General features: G+C 64.6%; 25 protein-coding genes. 3 read left to right on the forward strand and 22 right to left on the reverse strand.

Features of this window, described 5'->3' with window-relative positions; translation table 11 throughout:
* Nucleotides 1–29: 29 nt before the first annotated feature.
* The 8 genes from ACEN98_RS07240 to ACEN98_RS07275 all read right to left on the reverse strand — a co-directional run bounded on the left by ACEN98_RS07240 (nucleotide 30) and on the right by ACEN98_RS07275 (nucleotide 7761).
* Nucleotides 30–812, reverse strand: coding sequence for a hypothetical protein (locus ACEN98_RS07240; protein ID WP_413383028.1), 783 nt, complete (start codon nucleotides 810–812; stop codon nucleotides 30–32).
* Nucleotides 809–1660 (reverse strand): hypothetical protein, encoded by an 852-nt coding sequence (locus ACEN98_RS07245; RefSeq protein WP_413383030.1) that lies wholly within the window; start codon nucleotides 1658–1660, stop codon nucleotides 809–811. Before ACEN98_RS07245 ends, ACEN98_RS07240 begins: the two co-directional genes overlap by 4 nt.
* A 140-nt stretch (nucleotides 1661–1800) precedes the next feature.
* Nucleotides 1801–2688 (reverse strand): hypothetical protein, encoded by an 888-nt coding sequence (locus ACEN98_RS07250; protein ID WP_413383031.1) that lies wholly within the window; start codon nucleotides 2686–2688, stop codon nucleotides 1801–1803.
* A 3-nt stretch (nucleotides 2689–2691) separates the two neighbouring features.
* A complete protein-coding gene (locus ACEN98_RS07255) occupies nucleotides 2692–3051 on the reverse strand; it encodes a hypothetical protein (protein ID WP_413383033.1) in 360 nt (119 codons plus the stop codon).
* Nucleotides 3052–3066: 15 nt separating this feature from the next.
* Nucleotides 3067–4524, reverse strand: a complete 1458-nt coding sequence (gene traN, locus ACEN98_RS07260) for a conjugal transfer protein TraN (protein WP_413383035.1) — start codon at nucleotides 4522–4524, stop codon at nucleotides 3067–3069.
* A complete protein-coding gene (locus ACEN98_RS07265) occupies nucleotides 4524–6086 on the reverse strand; it encodes a hypothetical protein (RefSeq protein ID WP_413383037.1) in 1563 nt (520 codons plus the stop codon). The genes traN and ACEN98_RS07265 overlap by 1 nt, the downstream gene beginning before the upstream one ends.
* Nucleotides 6083–6607, reverse strand: a complete 525-nt coding sequence (locus ACEN98_RS07270; RefSeq protein ID WP_413383039.1) for a hypothetical protein — start codon at nucleotides 6605–6607, stop codon at nucleotides 6083–6085. The genes ACEN98_RS07265 and ACEN98_RS07270 overlap by 4 nt, the downstream gene beginning before the upstream one ends.
* On the reverse strand, nucleotides 6604–7761 hold the full coding sequence (locus ACEN98_RS07275; protein ID WP_413383041.1) for a hypothetical protein: 1158 nt from the start codon (nucleotides 7759–7761) through the stop codon (nucleotides 6604–6606). Before ACEN98_RS07275 ends, ACEN98_RS07270 begins: the two co-directional genes overlap by 4 nt.
* Nucleotides 7762–7934: 173 nt before the next feature.
* Here ACEN98_RS07275 and ACEN98_RS07280 point away from each other — a divergent pair, with 173 nt between their 5' ends.
* The 3 genes from ACEN98_RS07280 (at nucleotide 7935) to ACEN98_RS07290 (ending at nucleotide 10752) form a co-directional block, all read left to right on the forward strand.
* Entirely contained in the window at nucleotides 7935–9401 is a 1467-nt protein-coding gene (locus tag ACEN98_RS07280) for a GspE/PulE family protein (RefSeq protein WP_413383043.1), read from the forward strand.
* The gene (locus ACEN98_RS07285) at nucleotides 9398–10033 is read left to right on the forward strand and encodes a thiol-disulfide isomerase (RefSeq protein WP_413383045.1); all 636 of its coding nucleotides are present in this window, start codon (nucleotides 9398–9400) and stop codon (nucleotides 10031–10033) included. The genes ACEN98_RS07280 and ACEN98_RS07285 overlap by 4 nt, the downstream gene beginning before the upstream one ends.
* 308 nt (nucleotides 10034–10341) lie before the next feature.
* Nucleotides 10342–10752, forward strand: a complete 411-nt coding sequence (locus tag ACEN98_RS07290; protein ID WP_413383047.1) for a hypothetical protein — start codon at nucleotides 10342–10344, stop codon at nucleotides 10750–10752.
* A gap of 5 nt (nucleotides 10753–10757) precedes the next feature.
* Here ACEN98_RS07290 and ACEN98_RS07295 read toward each other — a convergent pair whose 3' ends face one another.
* The 14 genes from ACEN98_RS07295 to ACEN98_RS07360 form a co-directional block, all read right to left on the reverse strand.
* On the reverse strand, nucleotides 10758–11333 hold the full coding sequence (locus ACEN98_RS07295) for a M48 family metalloprotease (RefSeq protein WP_413383049.1): 576 nt from the start codon (nucleotides 11331–11333) through the stop codon (nucleotides 10758–10760).
* Between the two features lie 274 nt (nucleotides 11334–11607).
* Entirely contained in the window at nucleotides 11608–12144 is a 537-nt protein-coding gene (locus ACEN98_RS07300) for a hypothetical protein (RefSeq protein ID WP_413383051.1), read from the reverse strand.
* Nucleotides 12141–12530, reverse strand: a complete 390-nt coding sequence (locus ACEN98_RS07305; protein ID WP_413383053.1) for a hypothetical protein — start codon at nucleotides 12528–12530, stop codon at nucleotides 12141–12143. The genes ACEN98_RS07300 and ACEN98_RS07305 overlap by 4 nt, the downstream gene beginning before the upstream one ends.
* Nucleotides 12531–12545: 15 nt before the next feature.
* A complete protein-coding gene (locus ACEN98_RS07310; protein ID WP_413383055.1) occupies nucleotides 12546–16061 on the reverse strand; it encodes a conjugal transfer protein TraG N-terminal domain-containing protein in 3516 nt (1171 codons plus the stop codon).
* A gap of 15 nt (nucleotides 16062–16076) precedes the next feature.
* On the reverse strand, nucleotides 16077–16238 hold the full coding sequence (locus ACEN98_RS07315; protein WP_413383057.1) for a hypothetical protein: 162 nt from the start codon (nucleotides 16236–16238) through the stop codon (nucleotides 16077–16079).
* Nucleotides 16239–16279: 41 nt separating this feature from the next.
* Entirely contained in the window at nucleotides 16280–16771 is a 492-nt protein-coding gene (locus ACEN98_RS07320; protein WP_413383059.1) for a hypothetical protein, read from the reverse strand.
* Between the two features lie 18 nt (nucleotides 16772–16789).
* Entirely contained in the window at nucleotides 16790–20404 is a 3615-nt protein-coding gene (locus ACEN98_RS07325) for a conjugal transfer protein TraG N-terminal domain-containing protein (RefSeq protein ID WP_413383061.1), read from the reverse strand.
* Between the two features lie 4 nt (nucleotides 20405–20408).
* Complete coding sequence (locus ACEN98_RS07330; RefSeq protein WP_413383063.1) at nucleotides 20409–21905, reverse strand: conjugal transfer protein TraH; 1497 nt, start codon at nucleotides 21903–21905, stop codon at nucleotides 20409–20411.
* 7 nt (nucleotides 21906–21912) lie between these two features.
* Nucleotides 21913–22857, reverse strand: coding sequence for a conjugal transfer protein TraF (gene traF, locus ACEN98_RS07335; RefSeq protein WP_413383065.1), 945 nt, complete (start codon nucleotides 22855–22857; stop codon nucleotides 21913–21915).
* 1 nt (nucleotide 22858) lies between these two features.
* The gene (lepB, locus tag ACEN98_RS07340; protein ID WP_413383067.1) at nucleotides 22859–23383 is read right to left on the reverse strand and encodes a signal peptidase I; all 525 of its coding nucleotides are present in this window, start codon (nucleotides 23381–23383) and stop codon (nucleotides 22859–22861) included.
* Nucleotides 23380–23538: a hypothetical protein gene (locus tag ACEN98_RS07345; RefSeq protein ID WP_413383069.1), complete on the reverse strand. Its 159-nt coding sequence runs from the start codon at nucleotides 23536–23538 to the stop codon at nucleotides 23380–23382. Before ACEN98_RS07345 ends, lepB begins: the two co-directional genes overlap by 4 nt.
* Nucleotides 23535–23912, reverse strand: a complete 378-nt coding sequence (locus tag ACEN98_RS07350) for a hypothetical protein (RefSeq protein ID WP_413383071.1) — start codon at nucleotides 23910–23912, stop codon at nucleotides 23535–23537. The genes ACEN98_RS07345 and ACEN98_RS07350 overlap by 4 nt, the downstream gene beginning before the upstream one ends.
* Complete coding sequence (locus ACEN98_RS07355; protein WP_413383073.1) at nucleotides 23905–26490, reverse strand: TraC family protein; 2586 nt, start codon at nucleotides 26488–26490, stop codon at nucleotides 23905–23907. Before ACEN98_RS07355 ends, ACEN98_RS07350 begins: the two co-directional genes overlap by 8 nt.
* 58 nt (nucleotides 26491–26548) lie before the next feature.
* Entirely contained in the window at nucleotides 26549–26950 is a 402-nt protein-coding gene (locus ACEN98_RS07360) for a hypothetical protein (protein ID WP_413383075.1), read from the reverse strand.
* Between the last annotated feature and the right edge of the window lie 2 nt (nucleotides 26951–26952).

Consider the following 26952-nt stretch of genomic DNA (forward strand, 5'->3'; position numbering starts at 1 on the left):
GCAGCGCAAGAAGCGCCGTGCAACCGGGCTCAGCATCCCGGATTGGTCGGGTCCCAGAAATAAAAGTGGCCGGCGGGCGTCCAGGGGCGGTGAGGCCGCAGTGTCGAAGACAGGAACAGCGACATCTCCAGATAATCCTCGCGGGTCTGGGGGCGGACGACCAGGTCCGGCTTGCCGTCGCCGTCCAGGTCGCCGATCCAGACGATGAAATCGTCGATCGGAAGGGGCGTGCCGAGCTCGTCGCCCGACAGGACGGCCAGCGTGCGTTCGATGCCATCGAAGCGCATCCGCCATGTCACGCTGGGGAAGGACGGGCAATTGACCGTATTGCAAAACGTGGCGGGGACCTGCCGGACATCCGCGCGGATCTCGAGCGGCACGCCGTCGATCGACACCCGGCGGACGGCCGTTTCGACCCCGGCGCCGGTGACCGTCGCGCCCGCGGCCTGGAAGCGGTGGTTGACGTACCAGGTACGCACCGGCCCCGCCTCGAGCGAAGGGAGTCCGCGGACGAGAAACAGGGCGGGCCTGGACGCATCGGTCTTCGCGATGAAGCCCGACGCCGACGTGCCGTCGCTGGTCGGGACACTGGCCCGCTCGATCCGTAGCCGGGCCGGCTGCAGCGTGCAGTCCCGCTCGCAGTACATCGCCCGATACTGCCCGGCAGGGAAGTCCGGGCGCGCCGTGAATGCATAGCCTGCGGCAGTCGCATGGACCAGGTGAATCCGGGGCGGAGATACCGGCCGGGCGGGTGCGCACACGACGGCGAGCAGTGCCGCCATCGCGCCCAGGAGGCGGCGTGTGGGCATCATGCCACGCAGGCGTGCGGCGCCTGGACCGTCGAGTGTCTTGCCCTGTGCGCGGCGCCCGCCACCGTCTCTCCGTGCGGCGCGACCGCGATACCGGTGACCACGTCCAGGTGGGGCAGTCCCGTGCGCATGTCCGCGAAGACGACGATTCTTCCCGCCCGGCTCACCAGCCGGCTGGACACGATGGCCGCGGCCAGCGTATCACCGTCGATGCCGACAAGATATTCGTCGGCGCCCAGGCGCAGGAGCAGGTCGCCGGGGCGGATCGACTGCTCGACGGCGCGCCCGAGTGACTGCATGGCTACCTCCGCGACAGCCGCGCCGTCGCAGCGTTCCAGTGCCTCGCGGTTCGCGAGCCTGACGAGAACGACGCATCCTGTCGCGTCCGGCAAGGGAGTATTGCTATCGGGCGGACACCGTTCGGCGGCGCGCGCCGCGTCGTCCGCGCGCTGCTGCGGCACCGCGCACAGGTCGCGGACGATGCGTTGCGCGAACCGGGGCGACAGCTCGGCCAACTGCAGCACGCGTGGCCGGTCGAGCAGGAGGATCACGCTGTCCGTCTCTGCCTGGATCGCCGGCACTGCGCCCGTCTCCGCCAGCATCCGACGGAGATCGGGCAGGGCGCCGCGGCCGTGCCGGGTGACGATTCCATCTTCCGTGACCTGCAGCGTACCGGACAGTGCCAGCGCGGCCAGGAACTGGCCCGAGCGCGACCTCTCCAGGGCTTCGCCTGCGCCAAGCATGATGACCGGCGCGTCTCGCAGGGCGTCGGCGCACGGCGCCATATCGTCCGGCACGCCCACCTCGGCCAGGATGCGGGACGACCATGCCGTGGCCGTAGCGTGTTTCATGTGCCTCATTTGATGATGGCGATGCCGATGAAAATGAACAGGATGATGAAGGCGGCCCAATTCATGAACCGCGCGCCGCGGGCGGCGGCCTGGCGGAATGTTCCCGAATCGTTGTCGTTCATGGTGGACTTTCGTTGCCGTTACTGGCCGGCGCAACCGGGCTTGGCCTTGCATTCTTCCCAGATCGCAAGGCGCGTTTCGTAGTTTTTCGCGCGGGCGGCGGCGATGGCCTCTTCCGTTGTGTCGACGCCCGCGGTCGTGGCAATGGCCTGGGCTAGCGCGGCCAGTTCCTGTTCCGCGGTCTTTGGCTGGCGGTAACCGATGACGATTTCACCCACGTGACCGTAATTGTCACGGACCTTGCGCACGTCGACCTGCGTGAAGCCGCTGAAGTCGTATTCGGGCAGCGGAATCGGGATCAGGGCCGGCACGAGCGTGTCCATTCCGCCCGTCAGCTTGGCAATGTCAGGATAAAGACTGAAATAGTTGGTGACATCCACCCTGTCCGCGCCGAGCTTGTTCACGCCGACGGCCGCGACGGCGAGCGTGGCGAGCAGGTTGACGTTGTCCCTTGTTTGCAGGCGATCGGTGAGGGTGGCGGGATCGCCCTGTTTCGAGGCCCAGGCCTTGTACAGGCCGTTCTGCGTTGCCATGAACGTGGCCATTTGCGGCGGATCGATCCTGAAGGCGCGATCGATGAAATACATGATGTTCGGGCCCGACTGGAACCCTTTCGCAGCACTCAGCTTCGTCACCTCTTCGGACAGCGGCGTGATGATCTTTCCGTTCCAGGGCAGCAGCGCGCTGGGGCGGGGCGTGATTTTAGCCCCGCTGGCGTCGACGTATTGATAGCCGAACTTCTTGATGCGCAGCGCTTGCAACGGCGCGTCCACAGTTTTTTTGTTGGGATCCCAAAGATCGGCGGGCCGCACTACGATGACGTGCGTATCGCCGACGTCGAGGTGAACCGGTTCCGCCATGACGGTCGACGACAGGACGGCGGCAAGGAGGGGAACGAATGGACGCATGGGTTAACCCTTCAGGTGGAGTTTGGTTCGGATCGTTTCGCAGGCGGCGGCCTGTCTGGCGAAGGCGCCGATTTTTGCTGTCTCATTTGCAAGATTACCTGAACACGATGCGAGCGAATCATTCTTTGCTGAAAGTGTTGCGTTGGCGTTGTCGACCTGCGCTTTCAGGCGCCCGATCTCGGTGCGCGCCGCAGCCAGTTCACTGACCATCTTTCCGGCCTGCGCAACATATTGCTGTTTTTGCCATGCGATGACGCCGGCGAGTGCTGCACAGCAGGCGAGTGCCAGGACGGCAAGGACGGCAAGCCACGGGCGGCGGGGTTGTTGCAGGACGATTCCCGGAAACGCATCAAAGATTTTCATCGGATTCCTTTCGGTTCATGGCTGGGTTGGCGGGGCGGCGGCCGGCGCGGCGCCGGTCGGGTAGGCGAGTCCGTTGCCCGGGTTCTGGGCGCTGCCTGAGCTCGTGTTCTGCATGATCGGCGCGTAGTTGCCCTTGACGTTATTCGGCAGGCCGTTCCGTGCCTGCTCCATGAGCTGGCCGGTGAACTCGCTGAAGTCGATCCGGGTGAAGTCGAGGCTGCTTACCTGCTCGGGGGTGAGACCGGTACAGTCGGAGATGTTCAACCCCATCTGGGTCTTGCCCTGGATGTTGATGATCTTGGCCAGCACGGAATTGAACGAGCAATAGCGCTCCCTGTGCTCGACACATTGGAGCAGCGCCGTCTTGCTGCATTCCTCGCTCAGGAAGACCGTCAGGTTCGCGCCCTTGTGCATCTGGAAGACCTGTTCGTCCTGGCTGCACTGGGCGAGTTTCATCATGTACTGGAGCGCGAGCGACAAGGCGAACGAATACGGGTCGAAGGCGACGAATCCCTCGCCCGCTTGCAGGCCGAAGGTGCCGCTCAAGTCCATCGTCGACGAGGCCAGGTTGGCACCTTCGAAGGTGCCGGTCCCGTACGTGAAACCGTATGCGCTCAACGTGAACCCGTTGGCCGCGAAATTCGTGCCGATGGCGGTCGTGAAGCCTTCCGCCGCATCCAGCTGCACGACGTGGGACGCGTTTTCGACCGCCGCGATCAGGCCCGACGAAAAATACTGGACGTTCTGGTACATCGCGTCGAAGACGTAGGGTGAGGCCGTGTCGATCAGCTTTTCGCCGGCATACTTGGCGACGCTGAAGGCGGCCTCGCCCGCGATCTTGGACATGAAACCCCGGTTCGACACGGCGCCGGGCGTACCGGAACAGCAGTTGCGCAAGCCGAAATAGCCTTTCGTGCAGGACTCCGGCACGCCATTGAAAATGGTGTGGCCCGGCTGGGCGTAGACCTGGGTTTCGCGGGCGACTTCCATCGCCAGCGCGGCCTTGGCGAACGTGTTGTTCTGGTTGGCCGGCGCCGTCATCAAGCTCGTGTCGAACAGGGCCCCCGAGCACTCCAGTGTCGTGCTCGTCTGGGCCGCGCTCGTCATGCATTTGTACGTGTAGTTCCAGGACGTGCATGCGCCCGTTTCGGGCTTGTGGTCCGTGCACACGCTATTGACGACGGCGCAGGCGGCGTTGTTCTCGTAAGGTGTGCAGCTGTTGGTCGGCGTCGGCACGTCGCAGGCGAATTCGTACGAGTACTTCCAGCATGCTTGCGGGATCGACAGCGCGCCGGCCGGAAGCGTCGCGCCGGCGAGGCAGACCACGTTACCGTCCGTGAGCGTCTTGCAGGGCGTGGCGTCGATGCAGGTCTGCGATCCGGGAACGAGGCTGCAGGCACCGGGGGCATAGGTATCGGCCAGTGCAGGCGCGGAGAGCATCTGGAGGGCCGCGGCGATCAGGTAGCGGCGCATCACGGTGCTCCCAGCCTGATCCCTGCGCTTTGCTCGTAGGGCGTGCAGTTGTCGATCCAGTTTGTCTGCGTCAGCACGGTCTTGCACTGGCTGCCGACAGGTGTGGTGCCGCCCGGGCAGGAGTAGTGTAGCGCGGCGTCGCTCGACGAACTCGCCACGCACATCGCGCCGTTGAGTGTTTGGCCGGTCGGGCAGTGGTAATTCGCCGCCGCCGGACTGCTGCTGCTGGAGACGCACTGGTCGCCGGACAACGTGCCGGTGGCGCAGCTGTAGACCGGCGTGGCCGGACCGTTCGAATCGATGATGCAATTCGATCCCGACAACACACCTTGCGTGCACTGGTAATTGATCGTGGCCGTCGTCGTGGTGACGCAACTGCTGCCCGAGACGGTCCCGCCGGACGGACAGGAAGCGGTGCCCACGGCCGGCCCCGTACAGATATAGCCGATGATGGAGCCCATGTAGTTGCACGTGGCGCCCGCGACCGGCGCCCCGGCACCGAACCGGCAGGTATTGTTGCCCACGTCGACCGAGCCGGGCCAGCAGGTGTACGTGATGGTCGCCGTATACGAGTTGACGCACTGGCTGCCGCTGAGCGTGCCCGTCGCGCAGGAATACGTCGAGGTCGCGGGCACGGTCGACTGTCCCATGCAACTGGTCCCCGACAAGGTTGCGCCGCTGGGACAGGTGTACGTCAGCGCGGCAGGATCAGACGTGCTGCTCATGCAGAGCGTCCCGGACAGCGTCCCGCTTGGACACGAGTACATCACCGATGCCGGGACGGACGTCGTCCGCACGCAGTAGGCGCCCTGCAGCGTCCCTTCCGTGCACGAATACACCGGTGTGGCCGCTGAATACGTGGTCGTGACCGCGACGGCCAGCTCGCGGGTGCACACGTGGGAGTCCGTCGAAATCGTCTTCGAGCAATTGTTCGTTTCGTACTCGGCCGGCTTGGTGATAACCGGCGTGGACACGCAGTTCTGTGTGATCGCGGAGGACGCATTGGCTTGTGCATCACGGCTCAGCTGGAAGATCGGATCGCTGGTGGTGATGGCGTTCCGGAACCCGAAATTCGACTGGCCGCCGCCGTAGGTGTCGGTGCAGTTGCTTCCGGTCCCGACGATAGCGCCGGCACTGCCCACGACCTGCTGCTGCGAGTTGCTGAGCGGGATGCAATCGTTGTTCATGAACTTGACGGCGGCGCACTCCTGGTCCGCGATCGGATCGCCGATGGGGACGTAGTTGCGGCACGCCTGGATCCTGGCATTGCCCAGGCCCGACAAGGCCCCTTGCGCCCCCGAGGTGCCGAACAGCGGCGAGGTGGACAACGGTGAAGAAAAGGCGCCGAGGCCGGCCGGCATGCTGCCCGGCATCGTGGTGCCGCTGGACGACCAGGCCGCTGCATTGACTCCGGCCGGGTTGACGATCTGGCCGGCCGACTGCGGCATGATCGACTCCGCAAACGCCTTGCCGTCGGTCAGGGTTTGCGCGTTCTGCGCGACGGCACCGGTGTGGACGGCGCCCGCGAGCAGCAGTGCCGGGAACAAGTGCCGCGTATTCAATGTCCGCTCTCGTTCGTCGTGCGGCGGGCCTGGTACCGCGCCCTGAATTGCTCCGCGGTCAGGCCGCCACTGGCGAGCGCATGCGCAATCGCCGCCTTGACTTCGGCCGTGTCGACCGGTGCCGTCCCGTCCGGGCAGGACGCGTCCGCTGCGACGAGGCCGGGCGTGCCCTTGCATGCGCGCTGTGGCGGCGTGCCGTCTTCGCAGATGTTCACCTGGCCGCCGAACTGCCCCCAGAACGTGTTGCTCGATTTCTGGTACAGGCCGTAGCCGACCCGGCCGCATGCCGGTTGCGCCACGAAGCGCGCGACACGGACGAACTCGACCGTGATATCGCCCCGGCTGCCTGACGCCGCCCGGATATGCCGGGCCACGCGTTCGGCCTGTTGCGACGGCGGCAGCGGCGCGGTCGCGCGGCCTACGCGCAGTGCCTGCACCAACGGACTGTCGGGCGCGATCTGCGCGCCTGCCGCCGCCGGCAGCAGCAGGAGGGCGAGCACCCGGATGGACAAGCGCATCATCGTGACTCCTTCATGACGGGTTCATACAAATCGACATCGCCCTGGCTGAACGGCAGATAGGGGACGCTCTGGAATTGACGGAAGCGGTTGGCCCGGCGCGATTGCTCCAGCAGCCGCCGCTCGGCGGCGGCAAACGTCGCGATGTCCCGCACGGCACGTTCCGCTTCCTGGCCGCCCGACTGGGGCACCGTGTTGGCGTAGCAGGTCCTGGCAAGCGCCGGCAGGTCCGGTGTGCCGGTACGCCCGCCGAGCTGGTTGACCAAGCGGTATTTGCAGTAGAGATGGGCGCGATCCGGACCGGCTCGCTGGGTGATGTCCTCGAGCCAGCGGTAGCCGTCCGGCACGCCGGTCGCGAGCGAATCGCGCAGCATCCTGATCCGCTCTGCGACGGGGCGTTCGTAGCCGTACGCCGCGTTGGGAATATTGGCCAGGGCGGACTGGCAGAATTTACCCAGCCGCAGTGCGAGGTCGATCTCGCCGCAGCGGTATTCGATGAAGGTGGCCAGTCCGCACACCCGCCCGGAGGCTTCCACGCCGGCATCCACGGCCTGGTGCGCCAACTCGCGCGCCGCATCGGCATCGGGCTGCTGGCCCTTGCCCACCCAGGCCATGTGCGCCAGGTTCAGGATGGCCGGCTGGTAGCGGCGCGAGGCGGCGGCGGCGTAGTAGTCGCGCGCCAGCGGCAGGTTGCGCGGCGCGCCGAACAGGCCGTATTCGTACACGAAGCCGCTGAAGTTCTGCGCCTCCGGCACGCCCTGGCGGCTGAGCTGCAACAGCTTTTTCAGCACGGCGTTGCGGTCGTTGCCCGTGCGGCTGGGGAGGGTGCGGATCAGGGAGACGATTTCCGGGCCCTGCGCGGACACGACCGCAAAACTGCCGTACTTGAGGGAATTGCCAAACTGGTCGAGCGCGGGCAATGACTTCCTGACCCGGTCGAGCACCGACTCGTCGACGGCGGCCTGGGTGGCGCGGTTCGACTGCGTCAGCGCCGACGACAGCTGTTCCACGCGCCCCGATGCGAGGAGCTGGCGGTTCCATTGCATCTCCGGCGTGTCCGGCGCCGCTGCCGGCGGGCTCTCCGCGCGGCTGCCCGGCGCCACGGCCACGGCAAGCGTAACCATGGCGGCGCCGGCGGCCGGCCGGGCGCGGTGCATGACATGTCGGCGAACGTGGTCCATGAGCATGGGTAGGTCTGGAAAGTCAATTTATATTAAGAATTATACCCTTGATAACGTTTAATGTTAATTTAAATTGACTTTTTTTATGCGCGTGCGTACGATCGCTCATGCAGTTATGTCAACATTTCCCTGTGGCGGCAGCCGCACTTATGATCGAATTCACCCTACCCGAGTACCCCGAGCTGTTCAGCGACCGCCTGGACGAGGACGAGCGGCTGGCGCTGATGCCCATCACGACCGGTTCGAACCGTACCGTGGAGTGCGTCCTGCTCCGGGTGTTCGCGTTCGCCGTCGCCAACAAGGCGTCCGACGTGCACATCTCCGGCCATGAACTGCAGGGCCTGACCGTCCAGATCAGCATCCGGACGCCGGTCGGCATGGTGAACTTTCGCTACGATAAGGACAGGAACGGCAAGCATTTCCGCACCAAGCTGTTCGAACTGACGAACACGCCGCAGGGCGGCAGCACGCCCGACCTGCTGTCGACGCGCTTCTCGCTCCGTTTTCCCGCGTGGTGGGCCGCAAGCCAGGGGCTCGTCGAGGCCCGGGGCGAAGCCTATGACATCGACGTCCGGGTCGAGTACGCGCGGACCTTCGATGGCTGGAAGTTCACCAGCCGGATCATTAACCAGCAGACGGCACCGAGCCTGGAGCAGCTCGGCCTTCCCTACGCGCTCGAGTCCGTGATACGGCGCGTGATCTGCGAACCGAGCGGCCTGGTCCTGGCGACGGGACCCACCGGTTCGGGCAAGTCGACGCTGCTGAACGCGATGATCCGCTACCTGATCAACGGGCAGAATGCGGTCGTCACGATCGAGAATCCGGTCGAATACCGGCTGCGCGGGCCCGGGCCGATCACGCAGATCCAGGTGCACGGCGAAGTCACGTTCGCCAAGGCGCTGCGCTCGGTGCTGCGGCAGGACCCCGACATCATCCTGATCGGCGAGATCCGTGACGTGGAGACGATGGAGGTGGCGCTCGACGCCGCCTCGACGGGGCACCTCGTGCTGTCGACCTTGCACGCCAACAGTGCGACCGACGCCGCGTCGCGCGCACTGGACCTGCTGCCCGACCGCACCCGCGACGCGGTGCGTCTCGCCGAGTCGTTGAAGCTGATCATGGCGCAGCGCCTCGTCTACCGCTTCGAGTCCGAGCCGGCGCCGCGGACCCTCGGCACCTACGAGCAGTCCTGGCTCGAGGACAATGGCCTGGAGGTCGTGCGGCCGCTGCAGGAAACGGTCTCCCAGACGCGGCTCGGCAAGTCGGCCCTGATCGAAGCGATCGAGATCGATTATCCGATCAGCCAGGTCATCCGGGGCGACCGGTTCGACTCCGACGCGATGTACCGGCTGGCGTCGCAGCAGCTGCACTACGAAACGCTCGTGATGGCCGGCGTGCGCGCGGTCGAGGAGGGCTACGCGAAGCTAGGTGATTGCAGGACGAAGCTGGAAACCAACCGGTCGGCGGGGGCCGCGCCGCCGCTGCGCACCACGCTGGCTCGCCGTTACGGCCTGACGTACAGCGACGTGGCACGCGGCATCGACCAGTTCGTCGCAGACCAGGAGATGAGCAGGGGAACCAGCCTGGATGACGTATTCGAAAGGATGTTCAGATGATGAAACGACTTTTACCTGCCCTGGTCGTCGTGTTGCCCCTTGCCGTGCAGGCGGCGCCGCCGGCCCCCGCCCTCGCGGACCAGATGCGTCCCTACCAGCAGGTCAAGACCGTCGAAGGCGATGAATTCCGGGTGCGGGCATTCTTTTCGCCGGGCTGCAATTTTTCCAAGCAATACTTCCCGTTTTTCGTGAACCTGTCGAAAACGCTGCCCCGGGACAAGCAGTTCGCGTTCACCCCTGTCGTGAACAAGGCGGACGGCCTCACGTATGCGTTCGCGTTCGCGGCGGTCCAGCGCTTTTATCCACGGTACGTGAATAATTTTGTCGAGGCGTCGCTGCGCGGGGTCCAGGACATGGGCCTGTCGACGCGGAACTGGTTCGGTCTCGAACGCATCGGGCGGGCAGCGGGCATTCCCGTGCCGCTGGGACGCCTTGTCGAGGATAATCTGCCAGTCCTGCAACGGGACGTGGCAGATCTGACGCTGCTGCAGTCGAAACTGAAGATCACCAACACGCCGAGCGTCGCCGTGGCCGGCACCTATATCGTCACCCCCGAGTTCGCCGCCGGCGACAGCAATCAGTTTAGCAATCTCGTCAACGCCGTCATCTCGATGACCACGTTGCACGAGTGACATAGCCCGTACCCCCATTACACCACGTCATTCCGACCGGCCTGTTCCAGGCCCGGCGGTGTCCCATGCCGCGCGTGCATATAGTGTAACAAATATTAACATTTCCGTGATGATCCCTCAGGGTAATTTTCGTCTAGAATCTATCGGAATCTCTCTGGTTTGGTAAAATGGACAACAGTAGCGTTTTTTCAATCTGTAGATTGTTGCTACACCGAGCATTAGTTACCTGATATATTTGTCTACTTGTTTTCAAATTACCGTTTTGTAATCTTTCCTGTGATGCCCAACCGTCATTACCTTCACAAATCATGCTAAGAACCGATCAGAAAGCAGCGATTCGTCAAGGTTTCGATATGGGCTTCTCCGACACACGCATTGCCCGCAGCGTTCCCGATGTGAACCACATGCAGGTGTACAACTACCGGCACAAGCTGCAGATTCCCACCAATGCCATCGTCAACCGGCGTTACGACATCTGGACGGAACTCATCTACAAGGGCGTGAGCATCGGCCAGATCGCGCGGATGTACGACGTCACGGAAAAGAGCATCAAGGTCCTGCTCTGGAAAAACCGGGATATTTCGCTGGTCGAGGCCAAGGCCAAGGTCATGAAACTGCGTGAAGAAAACCAGTTGCTCGAGCTGGGAGATGGCATTCCGTGTCTCGGCGACCTCGGCTTGCCGTTCAGTCCCATCGCACCTGAAGACAAGGCCGCGTAGGGCACTCACTTGCCGCAGACTTCCCGCAACCGTACGGCCGGATGCGGGTGGTGGTCGCCTTCCTCCTGATAGCCCTTCAGGAATTCATCCCAATGATGCGCAACGGTCTCGCGCATCGCATCGCACCCCGTCACGCGCACGGCGATCCGGTCCGCATCGATTTCGCGGCCTTCGGCGGCCTCGCTCGTCCACCGTGTCCAGAAGCGGTAGGCATCGAGACGTGCGATATGGCCGAGTTCGTGCGCCAGGATGAAGCGGACGTCGTTATCGGTGAACTTTGCCGGATCGAGCATCTCCGGCGAGATGACGATCACGGCATTCCCCGAGAATGCGCCCACCGACGCCGGTGCGGCGCCGATGACGAACGTCGGCTTGACATCGACCCGCAGGCGCCGGGCGTAATCGTGAAACTGCGCCGCAATGAATTGCTCGCGCACGGTAACTTCCGGCATCCCGGGGCCCAGCTTCCGATAGACCTGGTACGGCCAGTCGTACAGCATGATCAGCAGGACCGCCGAATACAACGTATTGGCGAGCTTGCCCGTGAAGCGGGGTGGTTGTCGGGTGAACGCGAAAGCCAAGGTGGGTCAGGCCCCGATGGGGCGAGCCAGAACCGGTTTTCTGGATTCGCGCAGTGTCGCCATTATTTCTTGCGCTTCATCGTCTGCCCCTCCAAGGCGCACGCGGCGCCATGATAGGCGGAGCTCCCCTTGCCCTCGGTAATTATTACACGCTCCCAATTGGCGTCGAATCCGGCTTGCAGGGCGCATTGTTCCCCACCTTCGGTCTTGACATGCAATTGCAGCTGAACATGCGAGGAAACGTATTCTCAAAGTACATCCTGGGGTCAGGGTTTTATTTGCGATGCCGAAGCTTTCTTCCCGCAGTCTCCATTTCCTGGAACAGCACATCGGGCGTGAAAACCTCGCCAGTCAGGCTGATATTTCCCGCATCCAGATCGCGGACTTTGCCATGACTGGTTTCCCAGGCCTCGACAAGCCATGCCGATGCCGTGCCACCGGAAAAACGGGCCAACACGCCGGCGGGATGCCCGTCACGGGTCTGGACCGGGCGCACAGCGGAAAACGCGGGCCGCTTTGCAAGCCCGGGCGGCTTCAGGTTCTTCGATGTACTGCCTTCGACCAGAACCGGTTTGTGGGATGCCGAGTCGTCCACGATGGCGCACAAGGAATTCCGCTTGATGCATGCGCTGAGCAGATCGAAATGAACTTTATCCTGAGGCGAAATTTTGCCATCCAGATCCTGAAAGGAATAGTTCAATTTTTTCTCGGCGCCTTCACAAGGATTCTCCTTGGCGCCGGCGCACAAGGCATGGGTGGCGAGGCTGAGCGGGACGGCAAGCAAGATTGTTTTGGCCAGCATCGCCATCATTTCTTGCGCTTCACTGTCTGTCCCTCCCAGCTACACGCGGCGCCGTGATAGGCGGCGCACCCCTTGCCCTCGGTAATTTTCACGCGCTCCCAATTGGCGTCGAATTTCGCTTGCAGGACGCATTGTTCTCCACCCTCGGCCTTGACGTAGGGCTTGATCACGAGTGTCGTGTCGTTCATGGTGCCGATGCCTGATATCGTGCCGGAGCAGCTACCCTGCGTGACTGTCGCCGAGGCAGCCACGACGCCTTTCTCGCCATCGAGGACGATAGTCTTCAATTCCGTTGTCTTCGACGAGAAATCGCCTTCCGCCAGCATGTACTGGGCATAGGAATTCGACACTACCGTGGCCACGGCAACAAACCCGAACAGAATCCTCTTTATCATTGTTTGCCTTGCTGATTAATTTCCATATTTCGCCCTGTATAACGCGCGCGCTTCGTCCGCAAAGCGGTTGCCGTCAGCCATCGCGGCCCCCATGCGATTGTACGCGTCCTGTAACGTGATTTTACCGTCCTTGTAGAGGGCAGCGTTTCCCGCGATGACTTTCTGGCCCAGTACGGTGCGTACTTGTGCATGCGGATTTTTTGCCAGGGCTTTTAGAAACGTCGGGCCCGCCCCGGAGCCGAGATTATGCAAGGCATAGACATTGGCATCGTCATTGGTGCCGCCCAATTTACGCCCTCGCTCCACGTTCGCTTTCGTAAACTCGGCCAGCAGTGCAGCCTGAAGTTCCTCGTTTTTTCGATAAGCGGCTGCGCTCCTGTTATCGAGATTCTCGGCGTCGGCGATGCCGTATTTCTGTCCGTAGCGTTTTAACGTATCCGTCCAGCTATCATCCGTAAACTGCCCATAACCATATGCACTGGAGATAGCCTTCACCCCGTCGAATTGACGGACCGTGTTTTTTTCTTCGTCTTTTGCAATGGGCCGTGCATCCGATCTGAATTGGCTTTCGAACCGGGCGATCCGGGCCATGACACCGGGGTCGACACCGGCCGCATGTGCTGCATCCACGAGGCGGTGCTTTGCCCGGTCCCAATGTTGATTCAGCCTGACCTCATTCGCTTTAGGTCGATGGGTCTTTCCCTGCGCGGTTTTTGCCCGCTGTGTTGGCGGAGCGTTTGGCCTGCTGCGCTCGGCATGCCCGGAGGCGGCGCCATGCGCGTGCGGGTCGCGTGGCGCTTCGTGCATCCCGTTTGCAGCGGGCGGTAACCTGTTGCCACGGATGACCACCCGCGACATGGTCAGGTCGTCCGCTGTGATGTCCGGTGTCGGCGCATGCGCGGCGGCGTCGCGGTTTTGATAAGCATACGCATCCGCATAGACGCGTCCGTCGGGATCGGCATCGTTCATGACTTCGCCGTCGCCATTCCATGACGCGATGACCGAACCTCGTTGCCCGCCCAACGACGCTGTCAGTTCCCCGGCCTTCAGCATGGCTTTTATGTCGTAGCCGGCGAACGCGTCGTTTGCCGTGGCCGGATCGGTGGATAGGAGCCTCGCATGATCGTCCGCGCTGCTCGCGGGACGGATCAATGGTGCTGCCTCGGCAACGCCTCCCGCCGGACGCGTCTCAGGGGCAGCCACCTGTCCGGCCAGCATGGCGCTGCTGGTGCCGAGCAGGTATTGATGCGCCCGCATGCGGTCTTCCGGCGCCGCCTGCCCGTCCGTCGCCATCGACAGCGCGGCCCGGTGGCGCGCCAACGCCTCGCCGCCTTCGCCGGTATCCTGGCGAGCCTGCTCGAGATAGCGGCGGGCAGCCGGCAGGTTGCCGAACGCGTGGCCCTCGTTGAGCTGGAACTGGCGGAACGCCGGGTTCGTCCGCATCTGGTGCGCGATGTCGGCGCCACCGATTCTCGCGCTCAGCGCCGGCAGCCCCGCAGACTTCCGCACCGCTTCGCCGGCGGCGTCCGACGCCGATGCCGACGTCGACAAGGTATCCGCATACTGCTTCTGGATGCCGGCCGACCGGTGCAGCGCGCGTGCCTCGGCCGCGTCGGGACGCGCATCGCCGTCGCCCCGCATGACGCTGTCGACGCTGTGCGCCAGGGATCGCGATTGCGCCAGCGGATTGCCGTCGGCGGCGCCCTGCGCCTGGAACGCTGTCCGCACGGCGTTGCCGGTCGCCGCCGACACCCCGACCTTGCCGAAGTCGCCCGTGGCGAACGCATCCTTCCAGCCCGCCAGGTTGTCCGCGCCGTCCGACAGCGCCTGCATCTTCAGCTGCGCCGATGCGATACCCTGCGCCGCGTCGTGGCGCATGCCGCCGAACTGCGTGCCCGGGGCGAACGGCGGCGCACCGATCGATGCCTGCCCGGCCATGGCCACGCTGCTGCCCGTCGCGGCGGGGACGTTGCCGGCGGGCGGCGGATCGGCAGGTTTGGGGTCTTCCTTGCGGCCAGAACCCATCGACTCGCCCAGCCGGACGAGGGCGGCCGATTGACCGAGCGCGAAGATGGTCGACATCAGGATCGGCAGCGTGGCCATCAGGTGGCTCGCGGTGCCGATCTGCAGCGAGAAATTCTTGTAGACCTCGACCGCGTTCGACTGGTTGATCACGCCGCCCTGCGCCAGCGCGCGCAGGAAGCCCGACACCGAGATGTACATCATCCCGTTGATCAGTTCGGCGCCGACGTTCATGATCAGCAGCGGCCAGACGATCATGTGTGCGGCGACCTTCATGTTGCGTGCGGCGCCGGTGCCGGAAAACATCATGAACAGCACGAGCACGGGGCCCAGGCCGATGATGACGGCCGTGATCTGGTTGGCGAATGCGCCGGCATACATGAGGGCATCGAAGCCGTTGGCGGCGGCCTGGATGTTGTTGCGTTCGATCTCGTTCGACTGCACGGCCATCGCCAGGCACGTGCTCTTGTTCGTGCCGTCGGCGCGCAGGCATTCCAGGTCGTTCCTGACGAGCTCTGCAAACAGCAGGTTGATGAGCTCGACGTCCGTCTGCGCGCCCGTGCCGCCCGTGATCGAGTCGGCCGAGCGCACCGCGGCATACGCGGCCGCGATCCCGTCGATGGTGTAGTCGCCGGCGGCATTCGGCTGGTCGGCCGCGTTCACGGCACCCTGGACGACGCGCTTGAACTGGTCGGAATTCAGCGCCGTGTCGATGTCCTGGCCGACCTGTGCGGCGGCGTCGGCACAGGTGGCGATGTGGTTGCTGCCGACCTTGATGTCGGTGACGAAGGCACTCGTGTTCTGGGCCGCCTCGGCCAGCAGCACGCCGATCGACGTGCGCTGCGCGCCGAGTGGGGTCCAGACGGTAATCGGTGCCGGCCCCGCCTGGGCGGCGGGCAGGTTGCCGGCGAACAGGACGTGGTTCGCGATGTCCGCGTAGTTCACGCCGGCGTCGGCATTCAGGCAGGTGCCCAGCAGCGAGTTCACTTCGGACGCGATGCCGCCCAGCCGCAGGATGGCGATGCGGGATGTCAGCAGTGTCTTGAGCGGGTTGATGAAACCCTGCTGCTTGGCCGAGATCGCGTCGTAGTCGGTGCCGGTCGACTGCATGGCCGTGTGCAGCTTGTCGCCGACGATCTTCGAGATCAGGCTCGCCGTCGCGGGCACGACGGAGATGAGCACGGGCACGTTGGCGACCGTGGTCGTGGCGCCGGCCAAGCCACTCTCGACCGTGACGGTCGACTTCATCGACGAACTGGTCAGGCAGATGGCAAGGCAGAACGGGATGATGAGCGCGAACGCGCGCCTGGCCAGGTCCGGGCCCACGCCGCCCGCGGCCGCGCCCGCACCGGCGACGGCCGTCATGGAGAACAGCGACCACGTGGCGGCCATGAGCGCGAAGCCCCAGATGGTCGCGTTCTCGCGGCATATCATCGCCACGGCGTTCAGGATCGCGTAGAGCGTCGTGAGGTCGCCGTTGGCCGTGTAGATGACCTGGTTCGGGAACATGCACTTGCCTGCTCGTCACTGCGTGCTGCGCGCCCACCAGCACAGCAGCAGCACGAGGACCGCAAGACCGGCGGCGATCCACGCATATTTTTCCTTCCTGCTGATCTTGTGCGCAGCGAGGGCCGCGTAGGGATTATTGTGGCGATCGGCAGGCTGTTGATGGTTCTCGTTGCGCATGGCTGGCTCCTTCAAAGCTGAGAAAATAACGACGCCCGGTATCAGGGTTCGAATGCCGTGCGGCAGAAATAGAATTCGTCCTTGATCGAACTTTTCGCTGCTTCCTTCCAAAGCTGTTCCCGGCTGCGTTTCGGATCTTCCCAGTTGATCTGGAACCCGGCCCAGAACGTCTTGCACAAGTCATCGGCGCCCGTGCTCTGATGCGGTTTGGAGCAGTAAATCAGCGGCACGGTCTCGAACGCGAATTTGTCGATGGTGCCTTTTTGCAGGTAGGGAAGCCTGCGGTATTCGATCGCACAGCGGAACCCTTCGCTGCGCAACTGGTCGACCGCAGCTTGCGCGGCTTTTCCCTTGAATGGATGGGCGGCGGCGAAATCGTTTTCGATCTCGATTAGCTTGTCGGATTGCCTGAGCGTTGCGTCCCACATCTCGTCGATCGCCTTTGCCGACCGCGCCTGGGCATACGCTGCGGAGCAGACGACGGCCAGCGACAGACAGCAAACGAAACGGGGGATTGATGTTTTCTTCTTCAATGCGTCACCACCATATGTTCAGAAACTGAGGTTGGAAGTTGGAAGCGGCGGCCGATAGCCGGGAATCAGCCCCTTCAAGGACCAGACTTTCGTGTCGTAGATGTCGTTGATATCCAGATTTTTGTATTTGGAGGAATCGCCCGAAGTCGAGGCGTAGTCCGTCATGATGTCGCGTGCCGCCTGCATGCCCCGGGTGGTGAAGTCTAGCGCACCGCCGGTCGATATCCCGAGGAACCTGCTCGCTTCCTCGACCGAGCCTTCGGGCGTGATCGGGTCGCGCGTGAACGGCGACGGCAACTCGGCGGACGGCGACAATACTTGCATGCTCGGCGCCATCAGGTTATTCACCACCTTCCTGAAATTGAGTTCCATGCGTTCGTTCTGTTTCGGCGCCAGTCCGCCGGAGCCGTGGCCATACCGTTCCTCGGCATCGTGAAAGTCTCGCACTTCGCCGTCGGTCATCGACCGGGCACTGGCCACGGCCTGGTTGACGGTCGACATGACGCCGGCCCGTTGGGCACCGGTCAGTTTTACGCCGCCAACCGTTTCGAACGCGCGGATCAACGCGCCCGCGGCCGCCTTGGTCTGGTCTTCCGAGATGTAATCCGGATTGCTGCCGTGCAGGCCATGGCCCATGGGTGCCTTGTACGTGACCGCCACCCCATTGACCATGTGCGAGTGGAAAATGGAGTCGACGAGGCCATGCATGGCGATGCCCACGCGAGCGTCGTCGTTGCGATATTTCGCGATTTCTTTCTGATAAAAAGCGAGATTCTCGGCAACCGGTTTTCCGTTGAGTGCATGGATGGCGCGCTCGCTGAATTCGCCCGCCTCGGCGGGGGCATACCCCTTCGAAAGCATGCTGCGCACGCCGTTCGTATAACCGTCGAGAGCGGCCACCTGGTCGGGAAACTGGGAAAACGCCGCGATGGCCTGGATGCGCTCGGGAGACAATCCCACCATTTTTCCGATCATGAGCGGCAGATAATAATGACCGCCCCACTGGGCCGTATGCAGCATTTGCGGTTCATTGCCTTCCATGGCGTAGCCCAGGCCGTCGAGCACCTCCGCAGCCCCGGGCATCGCGGATTCCGGCGCGCCGCCTGGCGCAGCGTTTCCCGGCTCCATCGTCTCCGGCTGCACGAAGAAGCGTGTGCCGCCAGGCAGGTGCAGGCCGCCCTGATGCAACTCGTTCCCGCTGTAGGTCTGCAGGACGCCGGCATCGTCGTCCGCTCCGCTCGCGGGACGGATCAATGGCGCTGCCTCGGCAACGCCTCCCGCCGGACGCGTCTCAGGGGCAGCCACCTGTCCGGCCAGCATGGCGCTGCTGGTGCCGAGCAGGTATTGATGCGCCCGCATGCGGTCTTCCGGCGCCGCCTGCCCGTCCGTCGCCATCGACAGCGCGGCCCGGTGGCGCGCCAACGCCTCGCCGCCTTCGCCGGTATCCTGGCGAGCCTGCTCGAGATAGCGGCGGGCAGCCGGCAGGTTGCCGAACGCGTGGCCCTCGTTGAGCTGGAACTGGCGGAACGCCGGGTTCGTCCGCATCTGGTGCGCGATGTCGGCGCCACCGATTCTCGCGCTCAGCGCCGGCAGCCCCGCAGACTTCCGCACCGCTTCGCCGGCGGCGTCCGACGCCGATGCCGACGTCGACAAGGTATCCGCATACTGCTTCTGGATGCCGGCCGACCGGTGCAGCGCGCGTGCCTCGGCCGCGTCGGGACGCGCATCGCCGTCGCCCCGCATGACGCTGTCGACGCTGTGCGCCAGGGATCGCGATTGCGCCAGCGGATTGCCGTCGGCGGCGCCCTGCGCCTGGAACGCTGTCCGCACGGCGTTGCCGGTCGCCGCCGACACCCCGACCTTGCCGAAGTCGCCCGTGGCGAACGCATCCTTCCAGCCCGCCAGGTTGTCCGCGCCGTCCGACAGCGCCTGCATCTTCAGCTGCGCCGATGCGATACCCTGCGCCGCGTCGTGGCGCATGCCGCCGAACTGCGTGCCCGGGGCAAACGGCGGCGCACCGATCGATGCCTGCCCGGCCATGGCCACGCTGCTGCCCGTCGCGGCGGGCGCGTTGCCGGCGGGCGGCGGATCAACAGGCTTCGGGTCTTCCTTGCGGCCAGAACCCATCGACTCGCCCAGCCTGACGAGGGCGGCCGACTGGCCGAGCGCGAAGATGGTCGACATCAGGATCGGCAGCGTGGCCATCAGGTGGCTCGCGGTGCCGATCTGCAGCGAGAAATTCTTGTAGACCTCGACCGCGTTCGACTGGTTGATGACGCCGCCCTGCGCCAGCGCGCGCAGGAAGCCCGACACCGAGATGTACATCATCCCGTTGATCAGTTCGGCGCCGACATTCATGATCAGCAGCGGCCACACGATCATGTGTGCGGCGACCTTCATGTTGCGCGCGGCCCCGGCGCCGGAAAACATCATGAACAGCACGAGCACGGGGCCCAGGCCGATGATGACGGCCGTGATCTGGTTGGCGAATGCGCCGGCATACATGAGGGCATCGAAGCCGTTGGCGGCGGCCTGGATGTTGTTGCGTTCGATCTCGTTCGACTGCACGGCCATCGCCAGGCACGTGCTCTTGTTCGTGCCGTCGGCGCGCAGGCATTCCAGGTCGTTCCTGACGAGCTCTGCAAACAGCAGGTTGATGAGCTCGACGTCCGTCTGCGCGCCCGTGCCGCCCGTGATCGAGTCGGCCGAGCGCACCGCGGCATACGCGGCCGCGATCCCGTCGATGGTGTAGTCGCCGGCGGCATTCGGCTGGTCGGCCGCGTTCACGGCACCCTGGACGACGCGCTTGAACTGGTCGGAATTCAGCGCCGTGTCGATGTCCTGGCCGACCTGTGCGGCGGCGTCGGCACAGGTGGCGATGTGGTTGCTGCCGACCTTGATGTCGGTGACGAAGGCACTCGTGTTCTGGGCCGCCTCGGCCAGCAGCACGCCGATCGACGTGCGCTGCGCGCCGAGTGGGGTCCAGACGGTAATCGGTGCCGGCCCCGCCTGGGCGGCGGGCAGGTTGCCGGCGAACAGGACGTGGTTCGCGATGTCCGCGTAGTTCACGCCGGCGTCGGCATTCAGGCAGGTGCCCAGCAGCGAGTTCACTTCGGACGCGATGCCGCCCAGCCGCAGGATGGCGATGCGGGATGTCAGCAGTGTCTTGAGCGGGTTGATGAAACCCTGCTGCTTGGCCGAGATCGCGTCGTAGTCGGTGCCGGTCGACTGCATGGCCGTGTGCAGCTTGTCGCCGACGATCTTCGAGATCAGGCTCGCCGTCGCGGGCACGACGGAGATGAGCACGGGCACGTTGGCGACCGTGGTCGTGGCGCCGGCCAAGCCACTCTCGACCGTGACGGTCGACTTCATCGACGAACTGGTCAGGCAGATGGCAAGGCAGAACGGGATGATGAGCGCGAACGCGCGCCTGGCCAGGTCCGGGCCCACGCCGCCCGCGGCCGCGCCCGCACCGGCGACGGCCGTCATGGAGAACAGCGACCACGTGGCGGCCATGAGCGCGAAGCCCCAGATGGTCGCGTTCTCGCGGCATATCATCGCCACGGCGTTCAGGATCGCGTAGAGCGTCGTGAGGTCGCCGTTGGCCGTGTAGATGACCTGGTTCGGGAACATGCGCTTACTTGTTCGTCGTGCCGGACAGGATGGCTGCCTGGTTCAGCAGCGTGGCGATTTCCAGGACGGAGCGGTCGTGGTCGCAATCGTGCTGCCGCTGCATGAAGTCGACACGCAGGCGTTCCGTCGCCTTCCGGGACTCGTCCGTCAACTTGTAGGAATTGTTGTTGCCGACCGCGGCCGCCGCCCGGTACAGCGCCGTGCCCAGTTGCGCCGCCACGCAGTTGCGGATGCCGACCCGCATCCTGCGCGCCATGCTCTTGCGCGCTTCCGGGTTGCTGCTTTTCTGGAGGAGGGCGATGATCGGATAGTTCGCCTGGTGCAGGAACTTCATCTGGTCCGACGAGAACTGGCCGCTGGCGCCGCCGTTGATGATCCCGACGATCGAGTTCGACGCGACGGACGTGTCGTCGGCGGAGCCGAACAGCATGCGGTTGATCCAGCCGTCGATGCCCTCGTAGTTGAAGTCCGTCTCCTGGACACTGGTGCAGATCTGGTGATCGAACCCGCCGTTCGTGGGTGTCGTGCCTGCCGGGTCGCGGCATTGGTAGAGGTGGAGCGGAACGTCCGGACGGGTCGATCCCGTTCCGCCGCCCGTCACGAAATCGTTGAGCGTGATGGTCGCGTTCCCGTGGCAATCGATGCGGGGGATGGCAGGAATACTGTGCGCGAGAGGGATGCTCTGGGTCGTATCCGCCGTGCCAGCGGGATTGAACGTATGGCAGGGGATGCCGGCGATCTCGTACCCGAGCAGCGACATCAGGATCTTGTTGTTCAACGAATTCGGGTCGCTCGAATCGTCCACGCTGCCGTCGATGTTGGGCAGGCCGAGCAGGCCCAGGACGGAACTCGACCCGGAAGCAACGATTGCCTTGGCGATCTGGTTGCCGACCTGCGCGTTCCCTTCCGCCGATTGTGAGAGGAACTGCGCCGTGTTCGCATTGAACGCCTTGAGGCCGGCCGCCATGTCGGTGAACATGGATTTCATGGTCGATCCCACCAGGCCGCTCCCGTCGGTCGCGCTGGCGATGGCGCTCTCGGCCGGTTGGATCAGCAGGTGCGCCATGCCGCAGGAATTCTTGGCCAGGTTGTTCATGTTCTGCAGCAGGCCCTGGAACTGGTCCATCAGCTGGCTGAGCGACGGCGAGATGGCGCTGATCGCGGCCTTGAACGCGAGGCCCGCCGCGTTCGAGGCGACGCTGCGGAAAATCCCGATGAGTTCCTGGCCGTTGAGGAACGTGAAACTGCCGCCGTACAGGTCGACGTGTCCGCACCCTGCGCTCAGCCGCGGCGGATCGAACGACACGATGTTGGCGTTCTGTACCGGCGCACGCATCGAATACCCGCCGCCGTAGATGCCGACCCGGTCCCGGGTCGTGAACGTGCCGGGCGCCGTCGTGTTCGACATGAACATGGAGTTCAGGTCGGCCATGATGCCGGCGTGCGCGGTGGCGCACAGAAGGAACAGGGACAATGCGGTCAGGGCAGGGCGTACTTTCATGATGGGCTCACTGATATTGTTTCTGCAGAAGCGGCTGAAGCTTGCGTTTGATGGCGGCGGGATCCTTCGCGTCGAGCTGCAAGGTGCGCAGGTCCTCGGTCGAGGCCACGCCGCGGTCCCAGACGGCGAGGTCGCGCATCGTGTCGCGCGACAGACTGCCGGTCGAATAGCCGGAATACGCGATCTGTTTCACCAGTTCGTCCTGCGCATAGAAGCCCTGCGCGATCACGCGGTACTGGTTCTCGTCCTTGCCGTCCCGGTAGCCATGGGGGCGATGCACGTAGACGATGGATGGCGTGAGTTTCAGGTCGAGCTTGCGGAACAAGCCGTTGTCCTTGACGATCGGACCGTTGTAGCCCTGCGGCCGGGTGCCGTCGAGCGACACGATGAGGACCTCCATGCCGAACCGCGCCCGCAGCGCACTCACGACCGGCACCTGCATCGCGCAGAACCTGCACGTGCCTTCGACGAACATCACGAGGCCGCCGACGGCCGCCAGTTCGCGCGCGGCCTGCTCCTGGGCATTGCGGTTCGCCGCGCGCACCGACTGCGCGCCGGCGCTCGCATAGGGAATCCTGTTGTTTTCGTTGAGCAGCGGGTCGGCGTTCGTGACCTCGGTGACCTTCTCCGAGAACCGCTGCGACTTATCCATCGTGATGCGCCGGACGTACAGGTAGGCCGCGACGTTGTCGTCGGTCGGATCGTCGATGGCGCGTTCCTCGAGGACCTTGTAGTTCTCCCGTAGCCAGCTCACGGTAACCTTGCGCTCCTCCTGCTTTTGCGGGGGCGGCGGCGCGGGCGGCCGCGCGTCGGGCCGCTTCGTCTCCTTGCCCTTCACGACGTAGGGCTGGTAGTGCAGGAAGGCGTCGCCGTACGCGTCGTCCACGCGGACGTCCTGCGCGTGCGCGGTGCAGGCGGTGGAAAGCAGCAGAGTCAGGATCAGGTCACGCATGTCAGTAAATGCGATAGCCCTTGCCGGCGACGACGTCGCGCGGCAGGTAGCCCCAGTAACGGGAATCGTTCGACAGCCGCGCCGTGCCGATCATGAAGTAGCGGCCGGGCGGGATCACGTCCTCGCGCTCGAAATCGGCCGGCTTGCGCCGGTACAGCACGGCATCGTCGAGGCCCTCGGTCACGAGCCTGCCGTTGATGAAGACGCGTCCGGCGCGGATGCTGAGCCGATCGCCCGGCACGCCGGCGACGCGCTTGAGGACGAACTCTTCGCTCACGTACGACAGCGCGCCGGTCGCCGTCGCCTTCCAGAAGAGGTAGTCGCCGCGCTCGATCGTCGCGGGCGGGCGGTGCACCAGCAGGGCGAGATGGAGTTCGGGCAGGCAGTTCACGGCGTGCGGATCCCAGGACAGGCTGACGAATGCGCGGCCGTGGCCGAGATGCAGCGCGGCCGCGCACGCGACTCCGGTCGCGACCGCGGCCCACAGCCGCGCGGGAGTAACGGCAGCGCGCGGTGGCCGTCTCATACCAGCTTCCTCCAGCAGGTTTTCTGCATCTCCGGCTTGTGCCCGCGGCAGGCCGGCGCGCCGGTGCCGTCCGCGATCGCCATGGCGCCGTCGACCGCGAGGCGCGCACACACGACGGCCACGAGCACGATGGCCAGGCGACTGGCGCGGCTCATTTGCCCGGCCCCTTGCGCGCGACGGCCGCCGCCAGTTCCGCGGTGATGTCGCGGGTGCCGGCGGGCAGGGCGGCGATCGTCATGTTCCCGTACTCGTCGCGGCCGCCATCGATGACCACATAACCCTGTTCCGTGTAGCCCCGCATGACCTGGACGATCGGTTGCGTGATATCCGCCTTGAGCGCCTGCGCGTCGGTGCTGTCGCGTTCCAGGACGGCCTGCAGGATGACGGCGTTCTTGTCCGCCACGAGGTACTTGCCGTTCGGCGTCGTGCCGTTGAGTTTGCCGCCGGCGTAGAAGCACACCGCGCACAGGCCGGCGGTGGCGAGCAGTTGCACGCCCAGCGGGACGGTCTTGCGGTGCGCGTCAGCCATTCAGGATCTCCTCGAGTTCCTGGCGGATCTCGGCATCGCTCAGGTGCTCGGAGCGGAGCTGGGCGACGATGTCCTTGAGCCACTTGCCGCGCTTGCCGCGCGCGTCGCTGATCACCATGTTGACGGCGTCGGCGGCCGGCACGCCGCTGCGCATCAGCTGGAACACGACGTCGCGATCGGCGCCGTCGGTCGAGAACAGGGCGGCGGTGAACCGGTCGACGTACAGGCGCACGACTTCATACGTGCTCTCGCCGCAGATCAGGATCTCGGAGCAGATCCCCTTCTGCGTCTTCACGTCCTTGATCAGCTTGTTGAAATAGGCATCGCCAGCGAACTTGGTCATGACGCCCTCGGCGACGATCTTGTCGATTTCCTCTGGTTCCTGCTCCATTACCAGCTTCCACACGGACTGGCTGAGGATCACTTCGCCGGTGGGATTCGACGCCAGGTCGCGGGGGCTCTGGGTGATCACCCAGATCGAGCCCTGGTCCTTGCGCGCCTTGCGGTACAGGCCTTCCATCACGGCGGCGGCCCCCTGGTCCTTCAGCAGCTGCCACGCCTCGTCCAGCATGATCAGCTTGCGGCCGCTGAGTTTCTTCATCTGGCGCATGATGGTGTTCATCACGAAGAACAGGACGCACTGCTTGAGGTGCTCGTCGCCGTCCAGGCCTGACAGCTCGAACACCGTGAACTGGTTGTTCGCCGCCAGGTTCGATTCGCCGAGGAAGTAGCCGCCCCGCGTGGGGGAATCGACGAAGTTGCGCAGGCGCGGCACGAGGTTGCACGCGGCCAGCTGCACTTCGCTCTTGAACTTGCTGTCGTCCGTGTTCTGCTTGATCGTCTCTAGCGCGTCGATGACCGTGTTGATGTCGGCCTTGCCGCGCGACCGCCCGTATGCCGCCTTCACCGCTTCGCTGACGGCGATCCGCGCGCCGGCCTCGATCTCTTCGTTGAAATAGGCCGCCTTCAGGATCAGGGCCGTGATGTCCGGATGCTGTTCGAGGAAGTCTTCCTCGCTGAGTCCCGTGAACGGATTCAGCGACGGCGGCGTGGCCGAGTCGAGCGTGAATTCGATGAAGTCGCCGCCGACGCTCTCGCAGAACTTCTTGGCCGAGCGACCGTTGTCGAACAGCGACACCCGCGTGCCGGAGGCCAGCTCGTTGGCGATCATGTACTGCATCTTGAATGACTTGCCGACGCCGCTGGCCGCCGCGAGGATGCCGTTCTTGTTCTTGTTTGACAGGAAGGGGTCGAAGTAATACGCCGAGCCGCGCCGGGTGAGATACACGGAACCCATGCGGTCGCGCGCCGCGCTGGCGTTGCCGCGGTAGTCGCCGAAGATGGGCATCAGCTTGGCTGCCACGCTGGCCGGGACCAGGGCTTCGGTATCGAGCTTCTCGGCGATCTTCGTCGAGTAGTTCAGGGGCAGCGACTGGACGAACCGCACGCCGATCGTGTCGGTCACGTCGCGTGCGTCGAAGTCGAGGTTGTTCATCGTGGTCTTGAAGTCGGAACGGGCCTGCGCCAGTTCCTGCTTGTCATGCGAGAACACGAACGCGGTGATGCTCGCGAACGTAAGTTTGTTGGTGCCGTCCTTGCACGTCTGCTGCAGGTACACCAGGTCGCTGGCGATCTCCGCGCCGTTTTCGGCGCCAAGGGAAAACCACAGGTTGTTGTCGGTCCGGTTGCGCGACTTGATCGCCCTGGCGATGCGCTCGAGCTCCTTGCGCTGGTTCGCCACGCGCACCGTCGCATTCAGGATGAACGGCGTCTTCACGCGCACGCCGCCACCGTCCTTGGTCGCGCCGCCGTTCAGGGGCGCGCCGATCAGGAGGTTCGCCACGCCGTGCGCGATCATCGGCGGCAGCGCCTTGGGCACGACGGCCGCGCAATACAGCCGCTTGTTGAACACGGCGTATTCGTCCGCCGAGAAGTCGAACACCTCGTCCGGGCCGAACACCTGGTGGCGCAGTTCCATCACGTCGTCGAGCGGCAGCTCCTTGCGCCTGTCGTAGATGTTCACGCATTGCCGATAGATCGCAAGCACCTCGGACGGGGTGCGCGCCTGCACGTCGAGGAAGCCACACGCCTTGAGGCCGGCGAGGAATTCGTTCTGGGCGACGAGCGCCAGCTCGAGGGTCGTGTCGTTGACGAGGTTCACCGGCGTCATGAACGACATGATGAGGGATTTGCGGTTGACCGCCGGCATATCGGCCAGCGCGCCGATGCGCTTCGCGTTTTCGTACAGGCGGGCCTGCCGTTGCATCAGCTCCTGCAGGAGCCGGTTGCCGGAGGCCTTGCCCCGGACCAGGTTGTACGGAACGTCGTGGTCGGGGATGTTGAGCAGACTGATCTGCAGCAGTGCGTCGTCCGGCGCACTCTTGTAGATGTTCTGGATGAGCCCGGCGAACTCGGTCCCGCCGCCCGACAGCGGACTCATTTCGTAGCAGCGTCCGACATAGATGCTGTCGCCCTCGGGCTTCGTGACGATCAGGTTGCTCTCGCGCGCATACGACTCCAGGTACACGAAGCCGCTGCTGACTTGCGTCGGGATATCGGGACGGTTAACGACGATCATGGTTCGGTTCCCAGGGATGACATGGCGGAAGCTCCGCCATGTCCGGTTACGGAAAGACTTACTCGGCCACCACGACGCTCGGCACGGCCGGGGCTGCCACTTGCGCCTGCGCGATCAGTTGCATCTGCGCGGCGTTCGGCATGCTGGTCGACACAGTGGTCAGGAAGCCGGGGCCGACCAGCGCGATGGCCAGCACGCCCAGGATCAGGCCGATCGTCTTGTAGCCGCCGCCATGCGCCAGCTGCCAAACGGCCGCCACCAGGACCACGAGGGCCAGCATGATGGTCCAGGTGCTTTTCAGCATGTTCTGCAGCATGGTGACGACCGCGTCGAACGCGCCGGCGGTCAGCGCCGAACCGCCGTTCATCGCGGCGACACTGGCGAGGAGGGCGAGCGGCGCGCCGACGGCGACCAGCAGGCATCCGGCGCGTTGCGGGGTGAGGTCTTTCAGGAATTTCATAG

It is taken from the genome of Massilia sp. CT11-137 (assembly GCF_047302885.1).
Lineage (GTDB): Bacteria > Pseudomonadota > Gammaproteobacteria > Burkholderiales > Burkholderiaceae_D > Telluria > Telluria orientalis.